The sequence below is a fragment of the Streptomyces spinosus genome, assembly GCF_020400655.1.
Taxonomy (GTDB): domain Bacteria; phylum Actinomycetota; class Actinomycetes; order Streptomycetales; family Streptomycetaceae; genus Streptomyces; species Streptomyces argyrophylli.
The window spans coordinates 923139-943521 of the sequence record NZ_JAINRC010000001.1 but is presented as its reverse complement, the minus strand read 5'-3'; the positions used below and the strand labels follow the sequence as shown (position 1 = coordinate 943521).

Below are 20383 nucleotides of genomic sequence, written 5' to 3'. Positions count from 1 at the left end.
GACCCTGTGGGAGAGTAGGACGCCGCCGAACAAATTTTGAAAAGGTCGGATCCTGAACTTCGGTTCGGGGTCCGGCCTTTTTCTGTTGTGCTTAACGTGTCGTTCACGTTGCGAGCCCAGCATCCCAGGCATGGGAACTGCAGCAATGCTCAGGGCCGCCGGCGTAGGAGTCGGTGACGAGGTCGTCGTACCGGCCTTCGGGAACGTCGAGGTCGCCGAGGCCGTGACCCTGGCGGGCGCGCTCCCGGTGTTCGCGGACATAGATCCCGTGACGTACTGCCTCGACCCCGACGCGGTCGAGGCGGCCGTAACCGCCCGTACCGCAGCGGTGGTTGTGGTGCACCGCTTCGGGCGCCGGGCCGACATCGGACGACTGCACGCGCTCGGGCAGCGGCACGGGCTGCTGATATTGGAGCAGGGCGAGTCCGAGGCGCCGTACGACGAGATAGCGCAGCGCAGAGAGCGGGCGGCTTACCTCGACGCCAAGTTGAAGGGCGTGCGGACGCCGGACGGTGGGGACGGGCACACCTACCAGCAGTACGTCGTGCGGGTGCCGGGGAACGGCCGGCCCGACCGGGACGCCTTCGCACGGGCCGTGCGGGCCAAGGGAGTCGAGTGCCGGGTGCCGGTGAAGACGCCCGTGCACCGGCTGCCGGAGTTCCGTCGCTGCGTGTCGTTGCCGCAGACCGAACTGGCCGCCGACGTGACGCTCGCGCTGCCCGTGGACGCCGCGCTCACCAAGCGGGAGATGCACCGCGTGGTGTCCGCCTGCAACTCCTTGGGCGGTCTGCTTCAGCCCGCCTTCTGACCGGGCAGCGTACGAATTTGGGAACTCGGGCCTGCTCGGGGTACAGTTTCTTCGTCGCCGCGAGGGAAACCTCGAAAATGACAGGCCCCTATAGCTCAGTCGGCAGAGCGTCTCCATGGTAAGGAGAAGGTCAACGGTTCGATTCCGTTTGGGGGCTCCGACAAAAAGGCCCCACCCTTCCGGGTGGGGCCTTTTTCGTGTTTCCTCACGCCTCCTTGTGGATTCCCGGCACCCGCATCGCCAGAATCGCCATGTCGTCGGACGGGGCGTCGGAGGCGAAACGCTCTACCGCGCGCATGATGCGCGCCGCGACCGCGCCCGCCGTCAGACCCGTGCACGTCGTGAGGACGTCGGCCAGGCCGTCGTCGCCCAGCATGCGCGTGCCCTCCCGGCGCTCGGTGACGCCGTCCGTGACGCAGAGCAGCACGTCGCCCGGGTCGAGGGTGACCGTCTCCTCGTACAGCTCCAGGTCCTCGATGACGCCCAGCAGCGGCTGGGGTTCGGCCGAGGCCGTCACCGTGCCGTCCTGGCGCAGGCGCAGCGGGAGCGGGTGGCCGGCGCAGACCACCTTCAGCTCGGCGCTGCCGTCCTCCTGCGGGCGCAACTCGCCGTAGAGGAGGGTCAGGAAGCGGCTGCGGTCGCCCTCGTCGAGGATCGCGGAGTTCAGGCGCTCCAGCACGGCCGGGCCGGACAGGCCCTCGCGCGCCAGCAGGCGCAGGGCGTGCCGGGCCAGGCCGGTCACCGCCGCCGCGTTGGGGCCCGTACCGCAGACGTCGCCGATGGCGAAGCCGTACGCGCCGTCGCCGATGGGGAAGAGGTCGTAGAAGTCACCGCCGACCTCGTTGCCCTCGCCGGCCGCGCGGTAGATCACCTCGACCTCGACGCCGTCGATCTGCGGCAGGCCCGGCGGGAGCAGGCTGCGCTGGAGGGACTGGCTGATGGCCGTGCGCTCGGAGTACAGACGGGCGTTGTCGAGGGCGAGGGCGGCCCGTCGGCTCAAGTCCTCGGCGAGTTCCAGGATCTCCTGGCGGAAGTGCTCGTCGGCGGGCTTGCCGAGGGTCAGCATGCCGATGACGCGGTTGCGGGCGACGAGCGGCAGGACGACCGTCTCGCCGCCGACCGCGGAGGCCGTCGCCAGCGTCGGGCCGATGCCGGAGGCGACCTGGTGCGTGAGGCCGCCGGCCAGGCCCAGGCTGCGCATGGAGGTGCGCAGGGCGGCCTTGTGGGCGATCTCGCCGGGGGCCGTCCACACACGGGCGCCGGGGGTCGGCACCGGGTCCGGCGGGGGGACCTTCGACAGCAGTGACTTGATGCCGTCGATGAGTTCCTCGTCCTCGTGCAGGACGTACGACAGGTACGGCTCGGAGGCCTGGTCGGCGATCGTGTAGACCGCGCACCAGGTGGCGAGCGTCGGGACGGTCATCTGGGCCATCAGGGCGAGGGTCTGGTCGCGGTCCAGGGTGCCGGCCAGCAGGTCGGAGGCCTCGACGAGGAAGCTCAGGGAGCCGCGGCGCAGCCGTTCCAGTTCGCCGAGGCGGGCCGACTCCACGGCCAGGGCGATGCGGTCGGCGGCGAACTGCAGCCGCAGCGCCTCCTCGTTGGTGTACCGGCCGGGTGCCTCCGCCGCGACGCCGAGGGAGCCGGTGAGGCGGCCCTCGACCTTGAGCGGGACGGTGACGACGGAGCGCATGCCGGTTCCGGCGAGCAGCGGTACGGCCCCGGGGACGGCGACGAGGTCGTCGTGGACGGCGGGCATGCGGGCGGACCCGTAGCGTCCGGGGCCCGCTTCGACGGGCACGCGCGCGAAGCGCTGGCGGGCGGAGGGCAGGCCGGTGGAGGCGCGGACCTCCAGTTCCGTCTCGTCGTCGGTGGCGAGCAGCAGGAACGCGGAGTCGCCGTCGAGCATGTCGCGGGCGCGTTCCACCGTGCGCTGGAGGAGGCCGTCGAGGTCGTCCGGGGCGGGGGAGCCGATGAACATCTCGAAGGGGTCGGTGCTCTGCCCGTCGGCGGACGGGGCGGGGTCGGCTGCCTGGACGCGGGAGGGGGTCTGCAGGACGGCGCGCTCGTGGTCGCGGACGAGGAGGCAGACGGTGGAGGGTTCGCCTCCGGTGTCGCGGACCCTGAGGTGGGAGGCGTAGACCTGGGCCACGCGGCCGTCGGCGCCGCGGATGCCGTAGGTGCCCTCCCAGCGGGAGAGCCGCAGGGCCTCGGCGATGCCGGTGCCGGTGCCGGGGGTGTGCGGCCAGGCGGCAAGGTCGGTGAGGGGTTTGCCGACGACGTCGGACGCCGGGTAGCCGAACAGTTCCTCGGCGTCCTCGTTCCAGGCGCTGATGCCGCCCTTGCGGTCGACCTGGAGGACGGCGACGCGGACGCGGCCGTCGGCCATCGGCAGGAGGTCGGCGGGCAGGGCCGGGCCGGCGGTGCGGGTGCCTACGGGGCGTTCGGGCAGGTCGAGCTGGAACCAGACGTTCTTGTGGGTGGGGGTGTAGTCCACGCCCCAGCGGGTGGCCAGGGCCGCGCAGAGCTGGAGGCCGCGGCCGCCCTCGCGGTCGGGGCTGCTCATGGCGACGGCGGAGCTCTGGAGGGGGACCTCGCGCTCCGGGTAGCGGTCGGAGACCTCGACGCGTACGCCGTCCTCGGTGCGCAGGCACAGCACCTCCGCGTGGGTGCCCGCGTGGACGACGGCGTTGGTCACCAGCTCGCTGGTGAGGACGACCGCGTCGTCGACGATGTCGGCGAACCCCCATCCCTGGAGGGTGTCGCGGACGAAGGACCGGGCGGTGGCGACCGATCGTCCGACGGGCTCGAAACTGGCAGCCGCGCGCGCGGTGATCACAGAACTCCTCGGCCGGTTGTCGACATGCAGGGCTGCGTGGCCGGCCGGCTCGCTCCGCTGCTGCGGCATCAGCTCGCCCGTCGGCTGTGGCTCCGGGGGCTGTGCCCCGGGGATCAGTCCGGTGGTCATGGTGTCCGGCCGCCCCTCCGATGCCCGCTCGTACTCGTGCCACCGCCCAGACCGGTCGGACCGGTGCGGCTGGACAGCCGCATGCAAGGTTACTTACCTTCGCGGTCCGTGCGGATGCCGGTCGCCGGTGTTTACGCCCCCAGGGTGTGCGGACGATGTGCGAAGCTGCCGAACTGTTATGGCCTGGTTCAGCCGGGGTGAAACACTGGGCAGGCTTCTGACGGAGGTCGGGTCGCGCTGCGTGTGTTCCGTGTACGGCGGGCAGCAGCCCTTGGTGAGGCCGGATCTCGTCTGGCAGGAAACGCAGCAGTGATCGGTTCGCGGGAGTGACCGGCAGGCCGACGACCGGCAGGCCGGGCCGAAGCGGCCGAGTACAGCAGTAACGGTCTACCCCTCCGGGAGGGACACAGTGGAGTCTGGCGCGGCGACGCGAGGCACGAGGACGCGCGCGAAAGGCGAATCGTCCCTGGGCAGGAGCGGCGGCACCACCACGGTGGACACGGCTGCCCTGAACCGGCTGCTGGCGGCTCTCGTGTCGATGCGCGACGGGAACTTCCGCAAGCGGCTCACGGTCTCCGGGGACGGCGTGATGTCGGAGATCGCGGCCGTCTTCAACGAGGTGGCCGACCGGAACCTGCACCTGACCGGTGAGCTGTCGCGGGTGCGGCGCATGGTCGGGCGTGAGGGAAAACTCACGGAGCGGCTGGAGACGGGGGCCTGCGAGGGCTCCTGGGCGACGGCCATCGACAACTCCAACGCGCTGGTGGACGACCTCGTCCGGCCGGTCTCGGAGGTCGGCCGGGTGCTCACGGCGGTCGCCGAGGGCGATCTGTCGCCGCGGATGGAGCTGCGGACGCAGGGGCCGGACGGCGGTACGGGGCATCCGCTGCGGGGAGAGTTCCTGAAGGTCGGCCGTACCGTCAACAACCTGGTCGACCAGTTGTCGACGTTCACGGACGAGGTCACGCGCGTGGCCAGCGAGGTCGGCACCGAGGGCAAGCTCGGCGGCCAGGCCCGGGTGCGCGGTATGTCCGGTTCGTGGAAGGACCTGACCGAGTCCGTCAACACCATGGCGGACCGGCTGACCGCCCAGGTGCGGGACATCGCCCTGGTGACCACGGCGGTGGCCAAGGGTGACCTGTCCCGGAAGGTCACCGTCCATGTCGCCGGCGAGATGCTGGAGCTGAAGAACACCGTCAACACGATGGTGGACCAGCTCTCGGCGTTCTCCTCCGAGGTGACGCGGGTGGCCCGGGAGGTGGGCACGGAGGGCATCCTGGGCGGCCGGGCGCAGGTGCCCGAGGTGGCCGGGGTGTGGAAGGAGCTGACGGACTCCGTCAACACCATGGCGGGCAACCTGACCGCGCAGGTGCGCGGGATCTCCCAGGTGACGACCGCGGTGGCCAACGGTGATCTGTCGCAGAAGGTGACGGTTCCGGCGCGCGGCGAGGTGGCGCAGCTCGCCGAGACGATCAACCAGATGACCGAGACGCTGAGGATCTTCGCGGACGAGGTCACCCGGGTGGCGAACGAGGTCGGCGCGGAGGGGCGGCTCGGCGGGCAGGCGAACGTGCCGGGCGCGGCGGGTACGTGGAAGGACCTGACGGACTCCGTCAACACGGTGTTCCGGAACCTGACCACGCAGGTGCGGGACATCGCGGCGGTGACGACCGCGGTGGCCAGCGGTGACCTGTCGCAGAAGGTCACCGTCGACGTGGCGGGCGAGATGCTGGAGCTGAAGAACACCGTCAACGGCATGGTGGACCAGCTGTCGGCGTTCGGTGCCGAGGTGACGCGGGTCGCGCGGGAGATCGGTGTCGAGGGTGAGCTGGGCGGCCAGGCGCAGGTGCCGGGGGCTGCCGGTACCTGGAAGGACCTGACGGACTCCGTCAACACCGCCTTCCGCAACCTCACCGGGCAGGTGCGCAACATCGCCCAGGTGACCACGGCGGTTGCCAACGGCGACCTGTCGCAGAAGGTCACCGTGGACGTCTCCGGTGAGATGCTCCAGCTGAAGAACACCGTGAACACGATGGTGGACCAGCTGTCGAGCTTCGCCGACCAGGTCACGCGGATGGCCCGGGACGTGGGTACGGAGGGCCGGCTGGGCGGTCAGGCCCGGGTGGACGGCGTCTCGGGTACCTGGAAGGAGCTGACGGACTCCGTCAACTTCATGGCCGGGAACCTGACGTCCCAGGTGCGGCAGATCGCCCAGGTGACGACGGCCGTGGCGCGCGGTGACCTGTCGCAGAAGATCGATGTCGACGCACGCGGCGAGATCCTCGAGCTGAAGAACACGATCAACACGATGGTCGACCAGCTGTCCGCCTTCGCCGACCAGGTGACCCGGGTGGCGCGGGACGTGGGGACGGAGGGCCGCCTGGGCGGGCAGGCGCAGGTGCCCGGTGTGGCCGGTGTGTGGCGGGACCTGACCGACTCCGTGAACGGCATGGCCGGCAACCTCACGGCCCAGGTGCGCAACATCGCGCAGGTCGCCACCGCCGTGGCGCGCGGTGACCTGTCCCAGAAGATCACCGTGGACGCGCGCGGGGAGATCCTGGAGCTGAAGAACACCCTGAACACGATGGTCGACCAGCTGTCGTCGTTCGCCCAGGAGGTCACGCGCGTGGCCCGGGAGGTGGGTACGGAGGGCATGCTCGGCGGCCAGGCCGAGGTGCAGGGTGTCTCCGGCACCTGGAAGGACCTCACGCAGTCCGTGAACTTCATGGCGAACAACCTGACGATCCAGGTGCGCAACATCGCCGAGGTGACGACGGCGGTCGCGAAGGGCGACCTGTCGAAGAAGATCACGGTGGACGCGAAGGGCGAGATCCTCGAGCTGGTCACGACGGTCAACACGATGGTCGACCAGCTCTCCAGCTTCGCCGAGCAGGTGACCCGGGTGGCCCGTGAGGTGGGCACCGAGGGCATCCTGGGCGGCCAGGCGCACGTACCGGGCGTCACGGGCATCTGGAAGGACCTGAGCAACAACGTCAACCTGATGGCCAACAACCTGACCATGCAGGTGCGGAACATCTCCCAGGTGGCCGCGGCCGTCGCCAACGGTGACCTGACGCGGCAGGTGACGATCGAGGCGCGCGGTGAGGTCGCGCAGCTCGCCGACACCATCAACACCATGGTGAAGACGCTGAGTTCGTTCGCCGACCAGGTCACCAAGGTGGCCCGTGAGGTGGGCACGGACGGCATCCTGGGCGGCCAGGCGCACGTGCCGGGCGTGGCCGGCACCTGGAAGGACCTCACCGAGTCGGTGAACCAGATGGCGTCCAACCTGACCGGTCAGGTGCGCAACATCGCCATGGTCACCACGGCCATCGCCAAGGGCGACCTGACGAAGAAGATCGACATCGACGCGCGCGGTGAGATCCTCGAGCTGAAGACGACGATCAACACGATGGTCGACCAGCTCTCCAGCTTCGCCGAAGAGGTCACGCGCGTGGCCCGCGAGGTGGGTACGGAGGGCCAGCTCGGCGGTCAGGCACGCGTGCGGGACGTCGACGGCACGTGGCGGGACCTCACCGAGTCGGTGAACGAGATGGCCGGGAACCTGACCCGGCAGGTGCGCGCCATCGCGCGCGTGGCGACCGCGGTGACCCGCGGCGACCTGAACCTGAAGATCGACGTGGACGCGTCCGGCGAGATCCAGGAGCTCCAGGACTACATCAACAAGATGATCGCCAACCTGCGCGACACCACGATCGCCAACAAGGAGCAGGACTGGCTCAAGGGCAACCTGGCCCGGATCTCGGCCCTCATGCAGGGCCGCCGGGACCTGGAGGACGTGGCCTCGCTGATCATGAGCGAGCTGACGCCGGTGGTGTCCGCGCAGCACGGCGCGTTCTTCGTGGCGATGCCGCTCATGGAGGGCAAGGGCGTCGGCAACGGCGGGGACGACTACGAGCTGCGGATGCTCGGCTCGTACGGCTACTCGATGGGCTCCATGCCGACGTCGTTCCGGCCCGGTGAGGCGCTGGTCGGCACCGCCGCGCAGGAGAAGCGCACGATCCTGGTGTCGGACGCGCCGAGCGGCTACCTGAAGATCTCCTCGGGGCTCGGCGAGGCGCCGCCCGCGCAGGTCATCGTGTTGCCGGTGCTGTTCGAGGGCAAGGTGCTCGGCGTGATCGAGCTGGCGTCCTTCACACCGTTCACGCAGATCCAGAAGGACTTCCTCAACCAGATCGCCGAGATGATCGCGACCAGCGTCAACACGATCTCGGTCAACACCAAGACCGAACAGCTGCTCAAGCAGTCGCAGGAGCTGACCGAGCAGCTGCGGGAGCGGTCGGCCGAGCTGGAGAACCGGCAGAAGGCGCTCCAGGCGTCCAACGCCGAACTGGAGGAGAAGGCCGAGCTGCTGGCCCGTCAGAACCGGGACATCGAGGTGAAGAACACCGAGATCGAGGAGGCCCGGCAGGTCCTGGAGGAGCGTGCCGAGCAACTCGCGGTGTCGATGCGCTACAAGAGCGAGTTCCTCGCCAACATGTCCCACGAGCTGCGCACCCCGCTCAACTCGCTGCTGATCCTGGCGAAGCTGCTCGCCGACAACGCCGAGGGCAACCTCTCGCCCAAGCAGGTCGAGTTCGCCGAGACCATCCACGGCGCCGGCTCCGATCTGCTCCAGCTGATCAACGACATCCTCGACCTGTCGAAGGTCGAGGCGGGCAAGATGGACGTCTCGCCGACGCGGATCGCGCTCGTCCAGCTGGTGGACTACGTGGAGGCCACCTTCCGGCCGCTGACCGCGGAGAAGGGCCTGGACCTGTCCGTGCGGGTCTCCCCGGAGCTTCCGGCCACCTTGCACACCGACGAGCAGCGGCTGCTGCAGGTGCTGCGCAACCTGCTGTCCAACGCGGTGAAGTTCACCGACTCGGGGTCGGTGGAGCTGGTGATCCGGCCCGCCGGCGCGAACGTGCCGCAGTCCATCCGGGAGCAGCTGCTGGAGGCCGGTTCGCTGCGCGATCCGGGCGGCGAGCTGATCGCGTTCTCGGTGACCGACACCGGTATCGGCATCGCGGCCAGCAAGATGCGGGTGATCTTCGAGGCGTTCAAGCAGGCGGACGGCACCACCAGCCGCAAGTACGGCGGCACCGGCCTCGGCCTGTCGATCTCGCGGGAGATCGCGCAGCTGCTCGGCGGCGAGATCCACGCGCAGAGCGAACCGGGCCGCGGCTCGACGTTCACGCTCTACCTGCCGCTGCACCCGAGCGAACTGCCGCCGCAGGGCTACCAGCAGTCCGTGCCCGCGCTGGAGGCGGGCGATCTGGTGGCCTCCGAGGCGCACCTGTCCTCGGAGCTGTCCGCGGTGGAGATCGAGACGCCGGCCGAGGTGAAGTCGTACCAGGAGACGCAGAACGGCGCCGCCGCCCTGTTCAGGCGCCGGCGGCGGAGCCTGCCGGAGGGCGGGCAGCGGTCCGAGCAGTGGACGGCGGTTCCGGAGCAGGAGCGCGCTCCGCAGCAGGGCCGCGCGGTGCGGTTCGGCGGCGAGAAGGTGCTGATCGTCGACGACGACATCCGCAACGTGTTCGCGCTGACCAGCGTCCTGGAGCAGCACGGCCTGTCGGTGCTGTACGCGGAGAACGGCCGTGAGGGCATCGAGGTGCTGGAGCAGCACGACGACGTGGCGGTCGTCCTGATGGACATCATGATGCCGGAGATGGACGGGTACGCGACGACCACGGCGATCCGCAGGATGCCGCAGTTCGCGGGGCTGCCGATCATCGCGCTGACCGCGAAGGCGATGAAGGGCGACCGGGAGAAGGCGATCGAGTCGGGCGCGTCCGACTATGTCACCAAGCCGGTCGATCCCGATCACCTGCTGTCCGTGATGCGTCAGTGGATGACCGCGGAGTGACCGCGGGGTGACCATGGTGAACGGATCGGACGGGTGTGCGGTGAACGCCGGGGGAAGCTCCGGCGGAGGCGGTGCGGTGCTGCATGATGAAGAGCGGGTACGCGGCGGAGTCCAGGATTCCGGGAACCATCCGGGGTCGCGCCGCGTTTCCGCTGTGTGCACAGTGACATCGCGGTGACAGGGTGTGTCGACAGGCGGGGTGCGGCTACGATGACCGGCACAAGGACGGGCGGCGAAAGGGAGTCGTCCCCTGGGGCGGCGCCCGGTGTACCGCCGGGGCGAGGAGGGCGGGCCATGGTGCAGAAGGCCAAGATCCTCCTGGTCGATGACCGGCCGGAGAATCTGCTGGCGCTGGAGGCCATCCTCTCTGCGCTCGATCAGACGCTGGTGCGGGCATCGAGCGGGGAGGAAGCGCTCAAAGCACTGCTCACGGACGACTTCGCGGTCATTCTGCTGGACGTCCAGATGCCGGGCATGGACGGGTTCGAGACCGCCGCGCACATCAAGCGGCGCGAGCGGACCCGGGACATCCCGATCATCTTCCTCACGGCGATCAACCACGGCCCGCACCACACCTTCCGGGGCTACGCGGCGGGCGCGGTGGACTACATCAGCAAGCCGTTCGACCCGTGGGTGCTGCGCGCGAAGGTCTCGGTCTTCGTCGAGCTGTACATGAAGAACTGTCAGCTGCGCGAGCAGGCGGCGCTGCTGCGGCTCCAGTTGGAGGGCGGTGGCAAGGGCGGAGCCGCCGGCAAGGAGCCGGCCGGGCTCCTCGCCGAGCTGTCCGCGCGGCTCGCGGCCGTGGAGGAGCAGGCGGAGGCGCTGTCCAAGCAACTGGACGACGACTCCGCGGACGCGGCCGCGGTGGCCACGGCGGCCCATCTGGAGCGCAAGCTCACCGGGTTGCGCCGTGCGCTCGACGCCCTGGAGCCGGGCGCGGGCGGCGCCGGCGCCTCGGTGCCCTCGCAGAACTGACGGCCAGGCGGGACCGGCGCACGGGCGGAACCGGCGTACACCGGGGCCGGGATGCCGGATGAGTGTGCGTCAGTTCCAGGCCCCGGCAGGCACGACACGAACGGGTGAAGCTGTGGGCACACGTGTCCGCTGTCGTCTCCCCCGGTAACCTCACACCATGGCCTCACGTCCCTCCGCAGCCAAGAAGCAGCCCGCCAAGAAGGCGGCGGCTCCCGCGAAGGCTCCGGCGAAGAAGGCCGCCCCGAGGAAACCCCCGGCCAAGAAGGCTCCCGCCAGGAAGGTCCCGGCGAGGAAGGCCGCGCCCGCCAGGCCGGCGCCCGGCCCGACCGGGGGCGTGTACCGGATCGTGCGCGCCCTCTGGCTCGGCCTGGCGCACGCCGTCGGCGCCGTCTTCCGCGGCATAGGGCAGGGCGCGAAGAACCTCGACCCGGCCCACCGCAAGGACGGCATCGCGCTGCTGCTGCTCGGCATCGCCCTGATCGTCGCCGCCGGCACCTGGGCGGACCTGCGCGGCCCCGTCGGCGATCTGGTCGAGATCCTGGTCACGGGTGCCTTCGGCCGGCTCGACCTGCTGGTGCCGATACTGCTCGCGGTGATCGCCGTACGGTTCATCCGGCACCCGGAACAGCCGGAGGCCAACGGGCGGATCGTGATCGGCCTGTCCGCCCTCGTCGTCGGCGTGCTCGGCCAGGTCCACATCGCCTGCGGCTCGCCCGCGCGCAGCGACGGCATGCAGGGCATAAGGGACGCCGGCGGCCTCATCGGCTGGGCGGCGGCCACCCCGCTGACGTACACCATGACCGAGGTGCTCGCCGTACCGCTGCTGGTGCTGCTGACCGTCTTCGGGCTGCTCGTGGTGACCGCCACCCCGGTCAACGCCATCCCGCAGCGGCTGCGGACGCTCGGGGTGCACCTGGGCGTGCTGCGCGACCCGGAGGAGGACCGGTACGGGGAGGAGTACTACGACGACGAGTGGCGCGAGGCGACGCCCGCGCGCCCCCGCCGACGTTCCGCCGCCCCCCGCGCGTACGACCCCGAGGGCGCCGAGGAAGAGGCCCTCTCGCAGCGCCGCGGGCGTCCCAGGCGTTCCGCGGTGCCACAGCCGGACCCGCAGCGCAGGATGGACGCCGTGGACGTCGCTGCGGCGGCCGCCGCCGCGCTCGACGGCGCCGTCCAGCACGGCATGCCGCCGTCCCCGCTCGTCGCCGACCTCACCCAGGGAGTGAGCGCGGGCGAGCGCGAGGACACCACCCCGGTGCCCGCGCCGGCGCCCGCCGAGGAACCGGCTCCTGCCGAGGAACCGGCTCCCGCTCCCGCACCGAGGCCGGTCCCGGCGGCCCGCCCCGAGCAGCACCGGCCGGCGACCGGCTCCGTCCCGGACCTGACCAAGAAGGCGCCCGAGGAACCCCGCGAACTGCCTGCGCGCGCGGAACAGCTCCAGCTGTCCGGCGACATCACCTACGCGCTGCCCTCCCTGGACCTGCTCCAGCGCGGCGGCCCCGGCAAGGCGCGCAGCGCGGCCAACGACGCCGTCGTCGCCTCGCTCACCCAGGTCTTCACCGAGTTCAAGGTCGACGCGCGCGTCACCGGCTTCACCCGCGGCCCGACGGTCACCCGCTACGAGATCGAACTCGGCCCCGCCGTGAAGGTGGAGCGGATCACCGCGCTGACCAAGAACATCGCGTACGCGGTGGCCAGTCCGGACGTGCGGATCATCAGCCCGATCCCCGGAAAGTCCGCGGTCGGCATCGAGATCCCGAACACCGACCGGGAGATGGTCAACCTCGGTGACGTGCTGCGCCTCGCGGAGTCGGCGGAGGACGACGACCCGATGCTGGTCGCCTTCGGCAAGGACGTCGAGGGCGGGTACGTCATGCACTCGCTGGCGAAGATGCCGCACATGCTGGTCGCCGGCGCCACCGGCTCCGGCAAGTCGTCCTGCATCAACTGCCTGATCACCTCGGTCATGATGCGGGCGACCCCGGAGGACGTCCGGATGATCCTGGTCGACCCCAAGCGCGTGGAGCTGACCGCCTACGAGGGCATCCCGCACCTGATCACGCCGATCATCACCAACCCCAAGCGGGCCGCCGAGGCGCTGCAGTGGGTGGTACGCGAGATGGACCTCCGGTACGACGACCTGGCCGCCTACGGGTACCGGCACATCGACGACTTCAACCGCGCGGTGCGCGAGGGCAGGGCCAAGCCGCCCGAGGGCAGCGAGCGCGAGCTGCAGCCGTACCCGTACCTGCTGGTGATCGTGGACGAGCTGGCCGACCTCATGATGGTCGCGCCGCGGGACGTGGAGGACGCGATCGTGCGCATCACGCAGCTCGCGCGCGCGGCCGGCATCCACCTCGTGCTCGCCACCCAGCGCCCCTCGGTCGACGTGGTCACCGGCCTGATCAAGGCCAACGTGCCCTCCCGGCTCGCCTTCGCCACCTCCTCGCTGGCCGACTCCCGGGTCATCCTCGACCAGCCCGGCGCCGAGAAGCTGATCGGCAAGGGCGACGGCCTGTTCCTGCCGATGGGCGCGAACAAGCCCACGCGCATGCAGGGCGCCTTCGTGACCGAGGAGGAGGTCGCGGCCGTCGTCCGGCACTGCAAGGAGCAGATGGCGCCCGTCTTCCGGGACGACGTCACCGTGGGCGGCAAGCAGAAGAAGGAGATCGACGAGGACATCGGCGACGACCTCGACCTGCTGTGCCAGGCGGCCGAACTGGTCGTCTCCACCCAGTTCGGCTCGACGTCCATGCTCCAGCGCAAACTGCGCGTCGGCTTCGCCAAGGCCGGACGGCTCATGGACCTGATGGAGTCCCGCAACATCGTGGGGCCGAGCGAGGGCTCCAAGGCACGTGACGTCCTGGTGAAACCCGACGAGCTGGACGGCGTGCTCGCCGTGCTCCGCGGGGAGTCGGAGGGGTGAGGCGCGACGGGCCGTTCGGCGGACACGGGAGCACGCCGGGTGGCTCGATCGCCGTGACCCACCCGTTAGCGAACGGCGGGCAACCGTTTCCCTTTGTCGTACGTCCAGTTGAGCGAAAGGACAGGTAGTCGCCCCATCATGGGGTACCAGCCTGTCAAACCATCGGATTGTCCGGCCATCCCGATGGCGCACAAATGTCCTACCGTCCGGCTGTCCCACCCTTTCGTACCCCCCTAGACTGAGCTTCCAGCACAGGTGGCTACACGCTCGAAAGGCGCCCCCGTGTCCATCGGCAACTCCCCTGAAGACGAGCGTCCGTTCCGAGACGAGTCCCAGGAAGCCCGACCCTCCGTGGGCCGCGCGCTGCAGCAGGCGCGGATCGAGGCCAGGCTCACCGTGGACGACGTCAGCAGTGCCACTCGTGTCCGAATCGCCATCGTGCGCGCCATCGAGGCGGACGACTTCGCCCCCTGTGGCGGCGACGTGTACGCCCGTGGCCACATCCGCACCCTGGCCAGGGCCGTCCACCTCGACCCCGAGCCGCTGATCGCCCAGTACGACGCCGAGCACGGCGGCCGGCCCGCGCCCACCCCCGCCGCACCCCTGTTCGAGGCGGAGCGGATCCGGCCCGAGCGGCGCGGCCCGAACTGGACCGCCGCGATGGTCGCCGCGATCGTCGTCGTGATCGGGTTCGTCGGGTTCACCGCGTTCAAGGGCGGCGGATCCTCCGGTGACGCGAAGGCGCAGGCCGCCGAGGGCGCGACGCCCACGCCTCGCGAGTCCGCCGCACCCACGCCGAAGAAGGCGACGCCGGCCGCACCGACCGGCGAGCCCTCCGACAGCGCCATCGCCGCCGCCCCGCAGGACAAGGTCACCGTCCAGGTCAGCGCGCCCAACGGACGCAGCTGGATCTCGGCCAAGGACCACAACGGCCGGATGCTCTACGACGGGCTGCTGAAGAAGGGCGAGTCCAAGACCTTCCAGGACAGCACCAAGATCAATCTGATCCTCGGCGACGCCGGCGCGATCGAGCTGTACGTCAACGGCAAGAAGATCGAGGACACCTTCCGGCAGGGCGCGGTGGAGCGCCTCACCTACACGAAGGGCGACCCGGTCGCGGGCTGACGAACGGCCCGCGGGACGGATGTGTGACGGAGTCGGCCACAATCGGCCAACCCCGTCGACGTGGGCCGTCAGTGAGACAAAGTAGTCTTGAGCCCATGCCTGAACGCCGTACCGTCGCACTCGTCACTCTCGGCTGCGCTCGTAACGAGGTGGATTCCGAGGAGCTCGCAGGCCGTTTGGAGGCGGACGGCTGGCAGCTCGTCGAGGACGCCGCGGACGCCGACGTCGCCGTGGTCAACACCTGTGGCTTCGTGGAAGCCGCCAAGAAGGACTCCGTCGACGCGCTGCTCGAGGCCAACGACCTCAAGGGCCACGGCAGAACCCAGGCCGTCGTGGCGGTGGGCTGCATGGCCGAGCGGTACGGCAAGGAACTGGCCGAGGCGCTGCCCGAGGCCGACGGCGTCCTCGGCTTCGACGACTACACGAACATCTCGGACCGCCTGCAGACCATCCTCTCCGGCGGCATCCACGCCGCCCACACCCCCCGTGACCGGCGCAAGCTGCTGCCGATCAGCCCCGCCGAGCGCCAGGAGTCGGCAGCGTCCGTCGCGCTGCCCGGACACGGCCCGGCCGACCTCCCGGAGGGCGTCGCGCCCGCCTCGGGCCCCCGTGCGCCGCTGCGCCGCCGTCTCGACGGCTCCCCGGTCGCCTCGGTCAAGCTCGCCTCGGGCTGCGACCGGCGCTGCTCCTTCTGCGCCATCCCCTCCTTCCGCGGCTCCTTCATCTCCCGCCGCCCCAGCGACGTCCTGAACGAGACCCGCTGGCTGGCCGAGCAGGGCGTGAAGGAGATCATGCTGGTCTCCGAGAACAACACCTCCTACGGCAAGGACCTCGGCGACATCCGCCTGCTGGAGTCCCTGCTGCCGGAGCTGGCGGAGGTCGACGGCATCGAGCGGGTCCGGGTGAGCTACCTCCAGCCGGCCGAGATGCGCCCGGGACTCGTCGACGTCCTGACCTCCACCCCCAAGGTCGCCCCGTACTTCGACCTGTCCTTCCAGCACTCCGCGCCCGGTGTGCTGCGCGCCATGCGCCGCTTCGGCGACACCGACCGCTTCCTGGAACTGCTCGACACCATCCGGAGCAAGGCACCCCAGGCCGGTGTGCGCTCCAACTTCATCGTCGGCTTCCCCGGCGAGTCCGAGTCCGACCTCGCCGAACTGGAGCGGTTCCTGAACGGCGCCCGGCTGGACGCCATCGGTGTCTTCGGCTACTCGGACGAGGAGGGCACGGAAGCGGCGACGTACGAGAACAAGCTGGACGAGGACGTCGTCGCCGAGCGCCTGGCCCACATCTCCCGGCTCGCCGAGGAACTCGTCTCGCAGCGTGCCGAGGAACGCGTCGGCGAGACCGTCCAGGTCCTGGTGGAGTCCGTGGACGAGGAGGAGGGCGTCTACGGCCGCGGCGCGCACCAGGCGCCGGAGACCGACGGCCAGGTGCTCCTCACGAGCGGCGCGGGCCTGAGCGTCGGACGTATGGTCGAGGCGAAGGTGGTGGGCACCGAGGGTGTCGACCTGGTGGCCGAGCCGCTGGCCGGCTCGCTCGCGTGTAGTGAGGAGGCGGGCAGATGACCGGAGTCCCGGCATCCGCCGCGGGCGGCTCCTCCGGCGCGCAGGGCTCTGCCGCCGCTGCCGACGGCGGAAACCCGTCCGAGGTCTCCGGTTCTGTTTCGGGTCCGGCCACGGCTCCCGAGAGCGGCAGGTCCCCGCGCGGCGCGAAGATCGCGGCCGCGGCCGTCAACCAGGCGAGCGTCTGGAACGTCGCCAATCTGCTGACGATGCTCCGCCTCGTCCTGGTGCCGGGCTTCGTGGCACTGATGCTGGCCGACGGCGGCTACGACCCGGCCTGGCGCTCCCTGGCCTGGGCGGCCTTCGCCATCGCCATGATCACCGACCTGTTCGACGGGCACCTGGCGCGCACCTACAACCTGGTCACCGACTTCGGGAAGATCGCCGACCCCATCGCCGACAAGGCGATCATGGGTGCGGCGCTCATCTGTCTGTCCGCCCTCGGCGATCTGCCGTGGTGGGTGACGGCCGTGATCCTCGGCCGGGAACTCGGCATCACCCTGCTGCGTTTCCTGGTCATTCGCTACGGTGTGATCCCCGCCAGCAGGGGCGGCAAGCTGAAGACGCTCACCCAGGGCGTGGCCGTCGGGATGTACGTCCTGGCCCTCACCGGGTGGCTCGCCAGCCTGCGCTTCTGGGTGATGGCCGCGGCGGTCGTCCTCACCGTCGTCACGGGCCTCGACTACGTAAGACAAGCCATTGTGCTGCGCCGGCGGGGAATCGCCGAGCGCGCGGCAGCGTTGGAGGAGGAGGAAGCGTGAGTTCCCCGGCCACCGAACTGGTGCGACTACTGACCGTGAGGGGCGAGACCCTCGCCGTCGCGGAGTCGCTGACCGGTGGCCTGGTAGCCGCGGAGATCACCGGGGTACCCGGCGCGTCCCGGGTGTTCCGGGGCTCGATCACCGCGTACGCCACCGAACTGAAGCATGAGCTGCTGGGTGTCGACGCCACCCTGCTGGCCGAGTGCGGAGCGGTGGATCCGCAGGTCGCGGGCCAGATGGCGGTCGGAGTCCGCAAGGCACTGGGCGCCGACTGGGGCATCGCGACCACCGGGGTCGCCGGCCCCGATCCGCAGGACGGCAAGCCCGTCGGGACGGTCTTCGTGGCCGTCGACGGCCCTCTCGGCGGCCGGTCCGGTTCTGCCGGTGGCGGAAAAGTCGAGGGCCTGAGGTTGAACGGCAGCCGTGCGGAAATTCGTATGGAGAGTGTACGGAGCGTACTCGCAGTGCTCCTGGAGCAGCTGGCGGGCGAACAGACTGGGAATGAGCGGGCACAGGATACGGAACGGAACGGGGGGTTTTGATGTTTGCAGCCCTGAGTGAACACGACATCGCTCCCCGCACGGCCGCGGCGCAAGGCGGTACGGTGGGGCGAGAAGGATGCGGCTACGCGGTCCGAGGAGGGAGCCACCGATGATTCTGCTCCGTCGCCTGCTGGGTGACGTGCTGCGTCGGCAGCGCCAACGCCAGGGCCGTACTCTGCGCGAAGTCTCCTCGTCCGCCCGAGTCTCACTCGGCTATCTCTCCGAGGTGGAGCGGGGGCAGAAGGAGGCTTCCTCCGAACTGCTCGCCGCCATCTGCGACGCGCTGGACGTACGGATGTCGGAACTGATGCGAGAGGTGAGCGACGAACTGGCGCTCGCCGAACTGGCCCAGTCCGCCCGGGCCACCGAGCCCGTGCCCACACCGGTCCGGCCGATGCTGGGTTCCGTCTCGGTGACCGGCGTGCCACCGGAACGGGTGACCATCAAGGCGCCCGCGGAAGCGGTGGACGTCGTCGCCGCGTGAGGTTCGTGCGCGCGGTCTGACGGTCCGGGACGAGTGACGATCCACCACCGTCCTATACGGCTTGAGCCCCGGCCGGCTGCTCCAGGGAGACCTGGGGAGCCGGCCGGGGCTTTTCGCGCTCTTCGCCCGGTGTGCGCCCGTTTGCCGGTGCTGTGGGGTGCGGTCATCGTGGGAGGGACGTGACGGCGCCTGAACACCGGAGGAAGCGGATGTACGTCGTGAAGAGCCCGTTGGCCGAAGGGGACCTGAAGACCGTGTCCGGGGCGCTCCAGGGCGCCCTCGTCGATCTGGTGGACCTCTCCCTGGTCGCCAAGCAGATCCACTGGAACGTCGTCGGCCCCCGCTTCCGCTCCGTCCACCTCCAGCTGGACGAGGTGGTCGACTCCGCCCGCACCCACATGGACTCGGTGGCCGAGCGGGCCTCGGCGCTGGGCGTACCGCCCGACGGCCGCGCCGGCACGGTGGCCGCCGGGAGCGGCATCAAGACCACCCCGGCCGGGTGGATCAAGGACACGGACGCGGTCGGGGCGATGGTGGACGCCCTGGGCTCGGTGATCATCCGGATGCGGGAGCGGGTGGAGGCGACCGGGGAGCCCGACCCGGTCTCCCAGGACATGTTCATAGGCATCACCGCGGACCTGGAGAAACACCACTGGATGTTCCAGGCGGAGAACGCGTAAGCGGTGTGGCCGGGGCCGGAACCCCGTTCGGGAGAACCGCTGTGAGCGCCGGGCGGGCTGGACGCCTCCCGGCGCTGCACCGGTGAGCCCTCGGTGCGCCCTCGGTGCGCCTCCCGCGCGGTCGCGGCGGCGGTCTAGCGTCCGGCTGGAGGTGGTGGCGGGCATGGCGGGACGGACAGTGCGCTGGGGACTGGCGCTCGCCCTGGGGGCGGTGTGGTGGTGGGCCGTGCTGCGGCTCGCCCTGGGAGAGGGCTCGGGCGTGCTCGAAGGGGCCGTCGCCGCCGGCGGCTGGGGACTGAGCCTGCTGCCCGTGCACTGTGTGCCCAAGGGCCGGGCGACCGGCGCCGCCCACTCGGGACCCCGGGTGGCCGCCTGGCGGGGGGAGGGCGTCACCAAGGCAGTGCGGCGCCCCCGTTCGGGCGAATCATCCGGCCCCTCGTGAACGCCGACGTGTCCGACGCCCGGTACGGCACCGCGTACGCGACGTCATCCGGTTGTGAGGCGCAGTGGACCGCGGCGCCGGCCACCGGGGCCGGCCCGCACGGCACCCGGGTCGACGCGGCCGGGCCGGGGGGCGCACTCCCGTGACCGGCCGGCACGACCCTGAGGCCCAGGCGGACACCCAGGCCGCGATGAGCCGGACGACCCCGCTGGGCCGGGTCGGCGTGGTCGGTGCCGTTCAGGCCGCTGGCGTCGCGGTCGGCACGGTGCACCATGGCGCCGTGGAACCGTGAGGGGACGGTCCGAGCGCTTCGGGCGGTCCGCCTACGGGGGCGGGCGAGTCCGGGGCGGCCGGTCGGTGAGGCTGGTCGGTCAGCCGGTGCGGCGCGGGTACTTGTCCCGCCAGCGCTGGGGGGATCCGGGTGCGGGGGCGGGGCCCGTCTGGCAGGTGGGGCACCAGTAGGTGGGGCGTTCCTGGGAACCGTCGCCCTGGTCGGCCACCCGTACGGAGGTGTGGCAGCGCAGGCACGGGCGGGGGGCGCGGCCGTAGACGAACAGGTCGTACCGGGGCAGGCCCGTGGTCTGCCGGACCGGGCGGTCGCGGTTGGTCTCCAGCAGCCGCTTGGCCAGCCCGGGCAGCCGCCCGGCGAGGTCCGCGGGCAGCGCCCCGGCCGGCAGCCAGGGGGTGACGCCGAGGAGGAAACACAGCTCGCTCTTGTAGACGTTGCCGATGCCGGCCAGATTGCGCTGGTCCAGCAGGGCCTCGCCGAGCTCGCGGCCCGGGTCCGACAGGACGTTGGCCAGGGCGCGCTCGGGATCCCAGTCCGGGCCGAGCAGGTCGGGGCCGAGATGGCCGACGACCCGCTCCTCCTCGGTCGTGCGCAGCAACTCCAGGACCGGGAGCCGGTAGCCGACGGCCGTGCGGTCGGCGGTGCCGAGAACCGCCCGGACCTGGTACGCCGGTCCGCCCCGCCAGCGTTCGCCGGTGCCGAACACCTTCCACGCGCCCTCCATGCGCAGGTGGGTGTGCAGGGTGAGGCCGCCCTCGAACCGGGTGAGGATGTGCTTGCCGCGCGGAAGGGTGTTCAGCACCCTGCGGCCGGACAGGTCGACCGTCGCGTACTTCGGTACGCGGAAGTCGCTGCGGGTCAGCGCCTTGCCCGCGAGGGCCTCGTGCAGCCGCCGCGCGGCCTGCCAGACCGTGTCACCTTCGGGCATGGGTCCAAGGGTGCCACGGTGGGG

13 protein-coding genes and 1 tRNA gene are annotated in these 20383 nt (G+C 70.8%); 12 read left to right on the top strand and 2 right to left on the bottom strand.

The annotated features are described in order from the left end of the window. The first annotated feature begins 145 nt into the window (after positions 1-145). Both LG395_RS03860 and LG395_RS03855 read left to right on the top strand, forming a co-directional pair. On the top strand, positions 146-808 hold the full coding sequence (locus tag LG395_RS03860; protein ID WP_225808462.1) for a DegT/DnrJ/EryC1/StrS family aminotransferase: 663 nt from the start codon (positions 146-148) through the stop codon (positions 806-808). Positions 809-892: 84 nt separating this feature from the next. Continuing rightward, positions 893-965 (top strand) — tRNA-Thr (locus LG395_RS03855). Positions 966-1013: 48 nt separating this feature from the next. Here the strand turns inward: LG395_RS03855 and LG395_RS03850 are convergent. Further along, positions 1014-3773, bottom strand: a complete 2760-nt coding sequence (locus tag LG395_RS03850; protein WP_171152300.1) for a SpoIIE family protein phosphatase — start codon at positions 3771-3773, stop codon at positions 1014-1016. 409 nt (positions 3774-4182) lie between these two features. On the opposite strand from LG395_RS03850, the gene LG395_RS03845 reads away from it, so the two are divergent. The 10 genes from LG395_RS03845 (at position 4183) to LG395_RS03800 (ending at position 19142) form a co-directional block, all read left to right on the top strand. Then, the gene (locus LG395_RS03845) at positions 4183-9642 is read left to right on the top strand and encodes a HAMP domain-containing protein (protein WP_171152299.1); all 5460 of its coding nucleotides are present in this window, start codon (positions 4183-4185) and stop codon (positions 9640-9642) included. A 294-nt stretch (positions 9643-9936) separates the two neighbouring features. Next, on the top strand, positions 9937-10617 hold the full coding sequence (locus LG395_RS03840; RefSeq protein ID WP_132792470.1) for a response regulator: 681 nt from the start codon (positions 9937-9939) through the stop codon (positions 10615-10617). A gap of 157 nt (positions 10618-10774) precedes the next feature. Further along, entirely contained in the window at positions 10775-13543 is a 2769-nt protein-coding gene (locus tag LG395_RS03835) for a DNA translocase FtsK (protein WP_225808437.1), read from the top strand. Between the two features lie 282 nt (positions 13544-13825). Next, positions 13826-14668: a helix-turn-helix domain-containing protein gene (locus LG395_RS03830; protein ID WP_171152298.1), complete on the top strand. Its 843-nt coding sequence runs from the start codon at positions 13826-13828 to the stop codon at positions 14666-14668. 95 nt (positions 14669-14763) lie between these two features. Beyond that, a complete protein-coding gene (gene rimO / locus LG395_RS03825) occupies positions 14764-16236 on the top strand; it encodes a 30S ribosomal protein S12 methylthiotransferase RimO (protein WP_225808436.1) in 1473 nt (490 codons plus the stop codon). After that, positions 16233-16994, top strand: a complete 762-nt coding sequence (pgsA, locus tag LG395_RS03820) for a CDP-diacylglycerol--glycerol-3-phosphate 3-phosphatidyltransferase (RefSeq protein ID WP_225808435.1) — start codon at positions 16233-16235, stop codon at positions 16992-16994. Before rimO ends, pgsA begins: the two co-directional genes overlap by 4 nt. Then, positions 16991-17536 carry a CinA family protein gene (locus LG395_RS03815; protein ID WP_225808434.1) on the top strand — a complete coding sequence of 182 codons (546 nt, stop codon included), beginning with the start codon at positions 16991-16993 and terminating at the stop codon, positions 17534-17536. Before pgsA ends, LG395_RS03815 begins: the two co-directional genes overlap by 4 nt. Before the next feature lie 109 nt (positions 17537-17645). Next, a complete protein-coding gene (locus LG395_RS03810; RefSeq protein ID WP_014675397.1) occupies positions 17646-18020 on the top strand; it encodes a helix-turn-helix domain-containing protein in 375 nt (124 codons plus the stop codon). Between the two features lie 209 nt (positions 18021-18229). Next, positions 18230-18700 carry a Dps family protein gene (locus LG395_RS03805; RefSeq protein WP_225808433.1) on the top strand — a complete coding sequence of 157 codons (471 nt, stop codon included), beginning with the start codon at positions 18230-18232 and terminating at the stop codon, positions 18698-18700. Positions 18701-18863: 163 nt separating this feature from the next. After that, positions 18864-19142, top strand: coding sequence for a hypothetical protein (locus LG395_RS03800; RefSeq protein WP_225808432.1), 279 nt, complete (start codon positions 18864-18866; stop codon positions 19140-19142). A 371-nt stretch (positions 19143-19513) separates the two neighbouring features. On the opposite strand, the gene LG395_RS03790 is transcribed toward LG395_RS03800, so the two are convergent. Beyond that, positions 19514-20359 (bottom strand): Fpg/Nei family DNA glycosylase, encoded by an 846-nt coding sequence (locus LG395_RS03790; protein ID WP_225808431.1) that lies wholly within the window; start codon positions 20357-20359, stop codon positions 19514-19516. Positions 20360-20383 lie beyond the last annotated feature (24 nt).

Coding starts and splice junctions, on each gene's coding strand:
- LG395_RS03860 (WP_225808462.1), top strand. CDS start 146: ATGCTCAGGGCCGCCGGCGTAGGAGTCGGTGACGAGGTCGTCGTACCG.
- LG395_RS03850 (WP_171152300.1), bottom strand. CDS start 3,773: ATGACCACCGGACTGATCCCCGGGGCACAGCCCCCGGAGCCACAGCCG.
- LG395_RS03840 (WP_132792470.1), top strand. CDS start 9,937: ATGGTGCAGAAGGCCAAGATCCTCCTGGTCGATGACCGGCCGGAGAAT.
- LG395_RS03835 (WP_225808437.1), top strand. CDS start 10,775: ATGGCCTCACGTCCCTCCGCAGCCAAGAAGCAGCCCGCCAAGAAGGCG.
- rimO (WP_225808436.1), top strand. CDS start 14,764: ATGCCTGAACGCCGTACCGTCGCACTCGTCACTCTCGGCTGCGCTCGT.
- pgsA (WP_225808435.1), top strand. CDS start 16,233: ATGACCGGAGTCCCGGCATCCGCCGCGGGCGGCTCCTCCGGCGCGCAG.
- LG395_RS03810 (WP_014675397.1), top strand. CDS start 17,646: ATGATTCTGCTCCGTCGCCTGCTGGGTGACGTGCTGCGTCGGCAGCGC.
- LG395_RS03805 (WP_225808433.1), top strand. CDS start 18,230: ATGTACGTCGTGAAGAGCCCGTTGGCCGAAGGGGACCTGAAGACCGTG.
- LG395_RS03800 (WP_225808432.1), top strand. CDS start 18,864: ATGGCGGGACGGACAGTGCGCTGGGGACTGGCGCTCGCCCTGGGGGCG.
- LG395_RS03790 (WP_225808431.1), bottom strand. CDS start 20,359: ATGCCCGAAGGTGACACGGTCTGGCAGGCCGCGCGGCGGCTGCACGAG.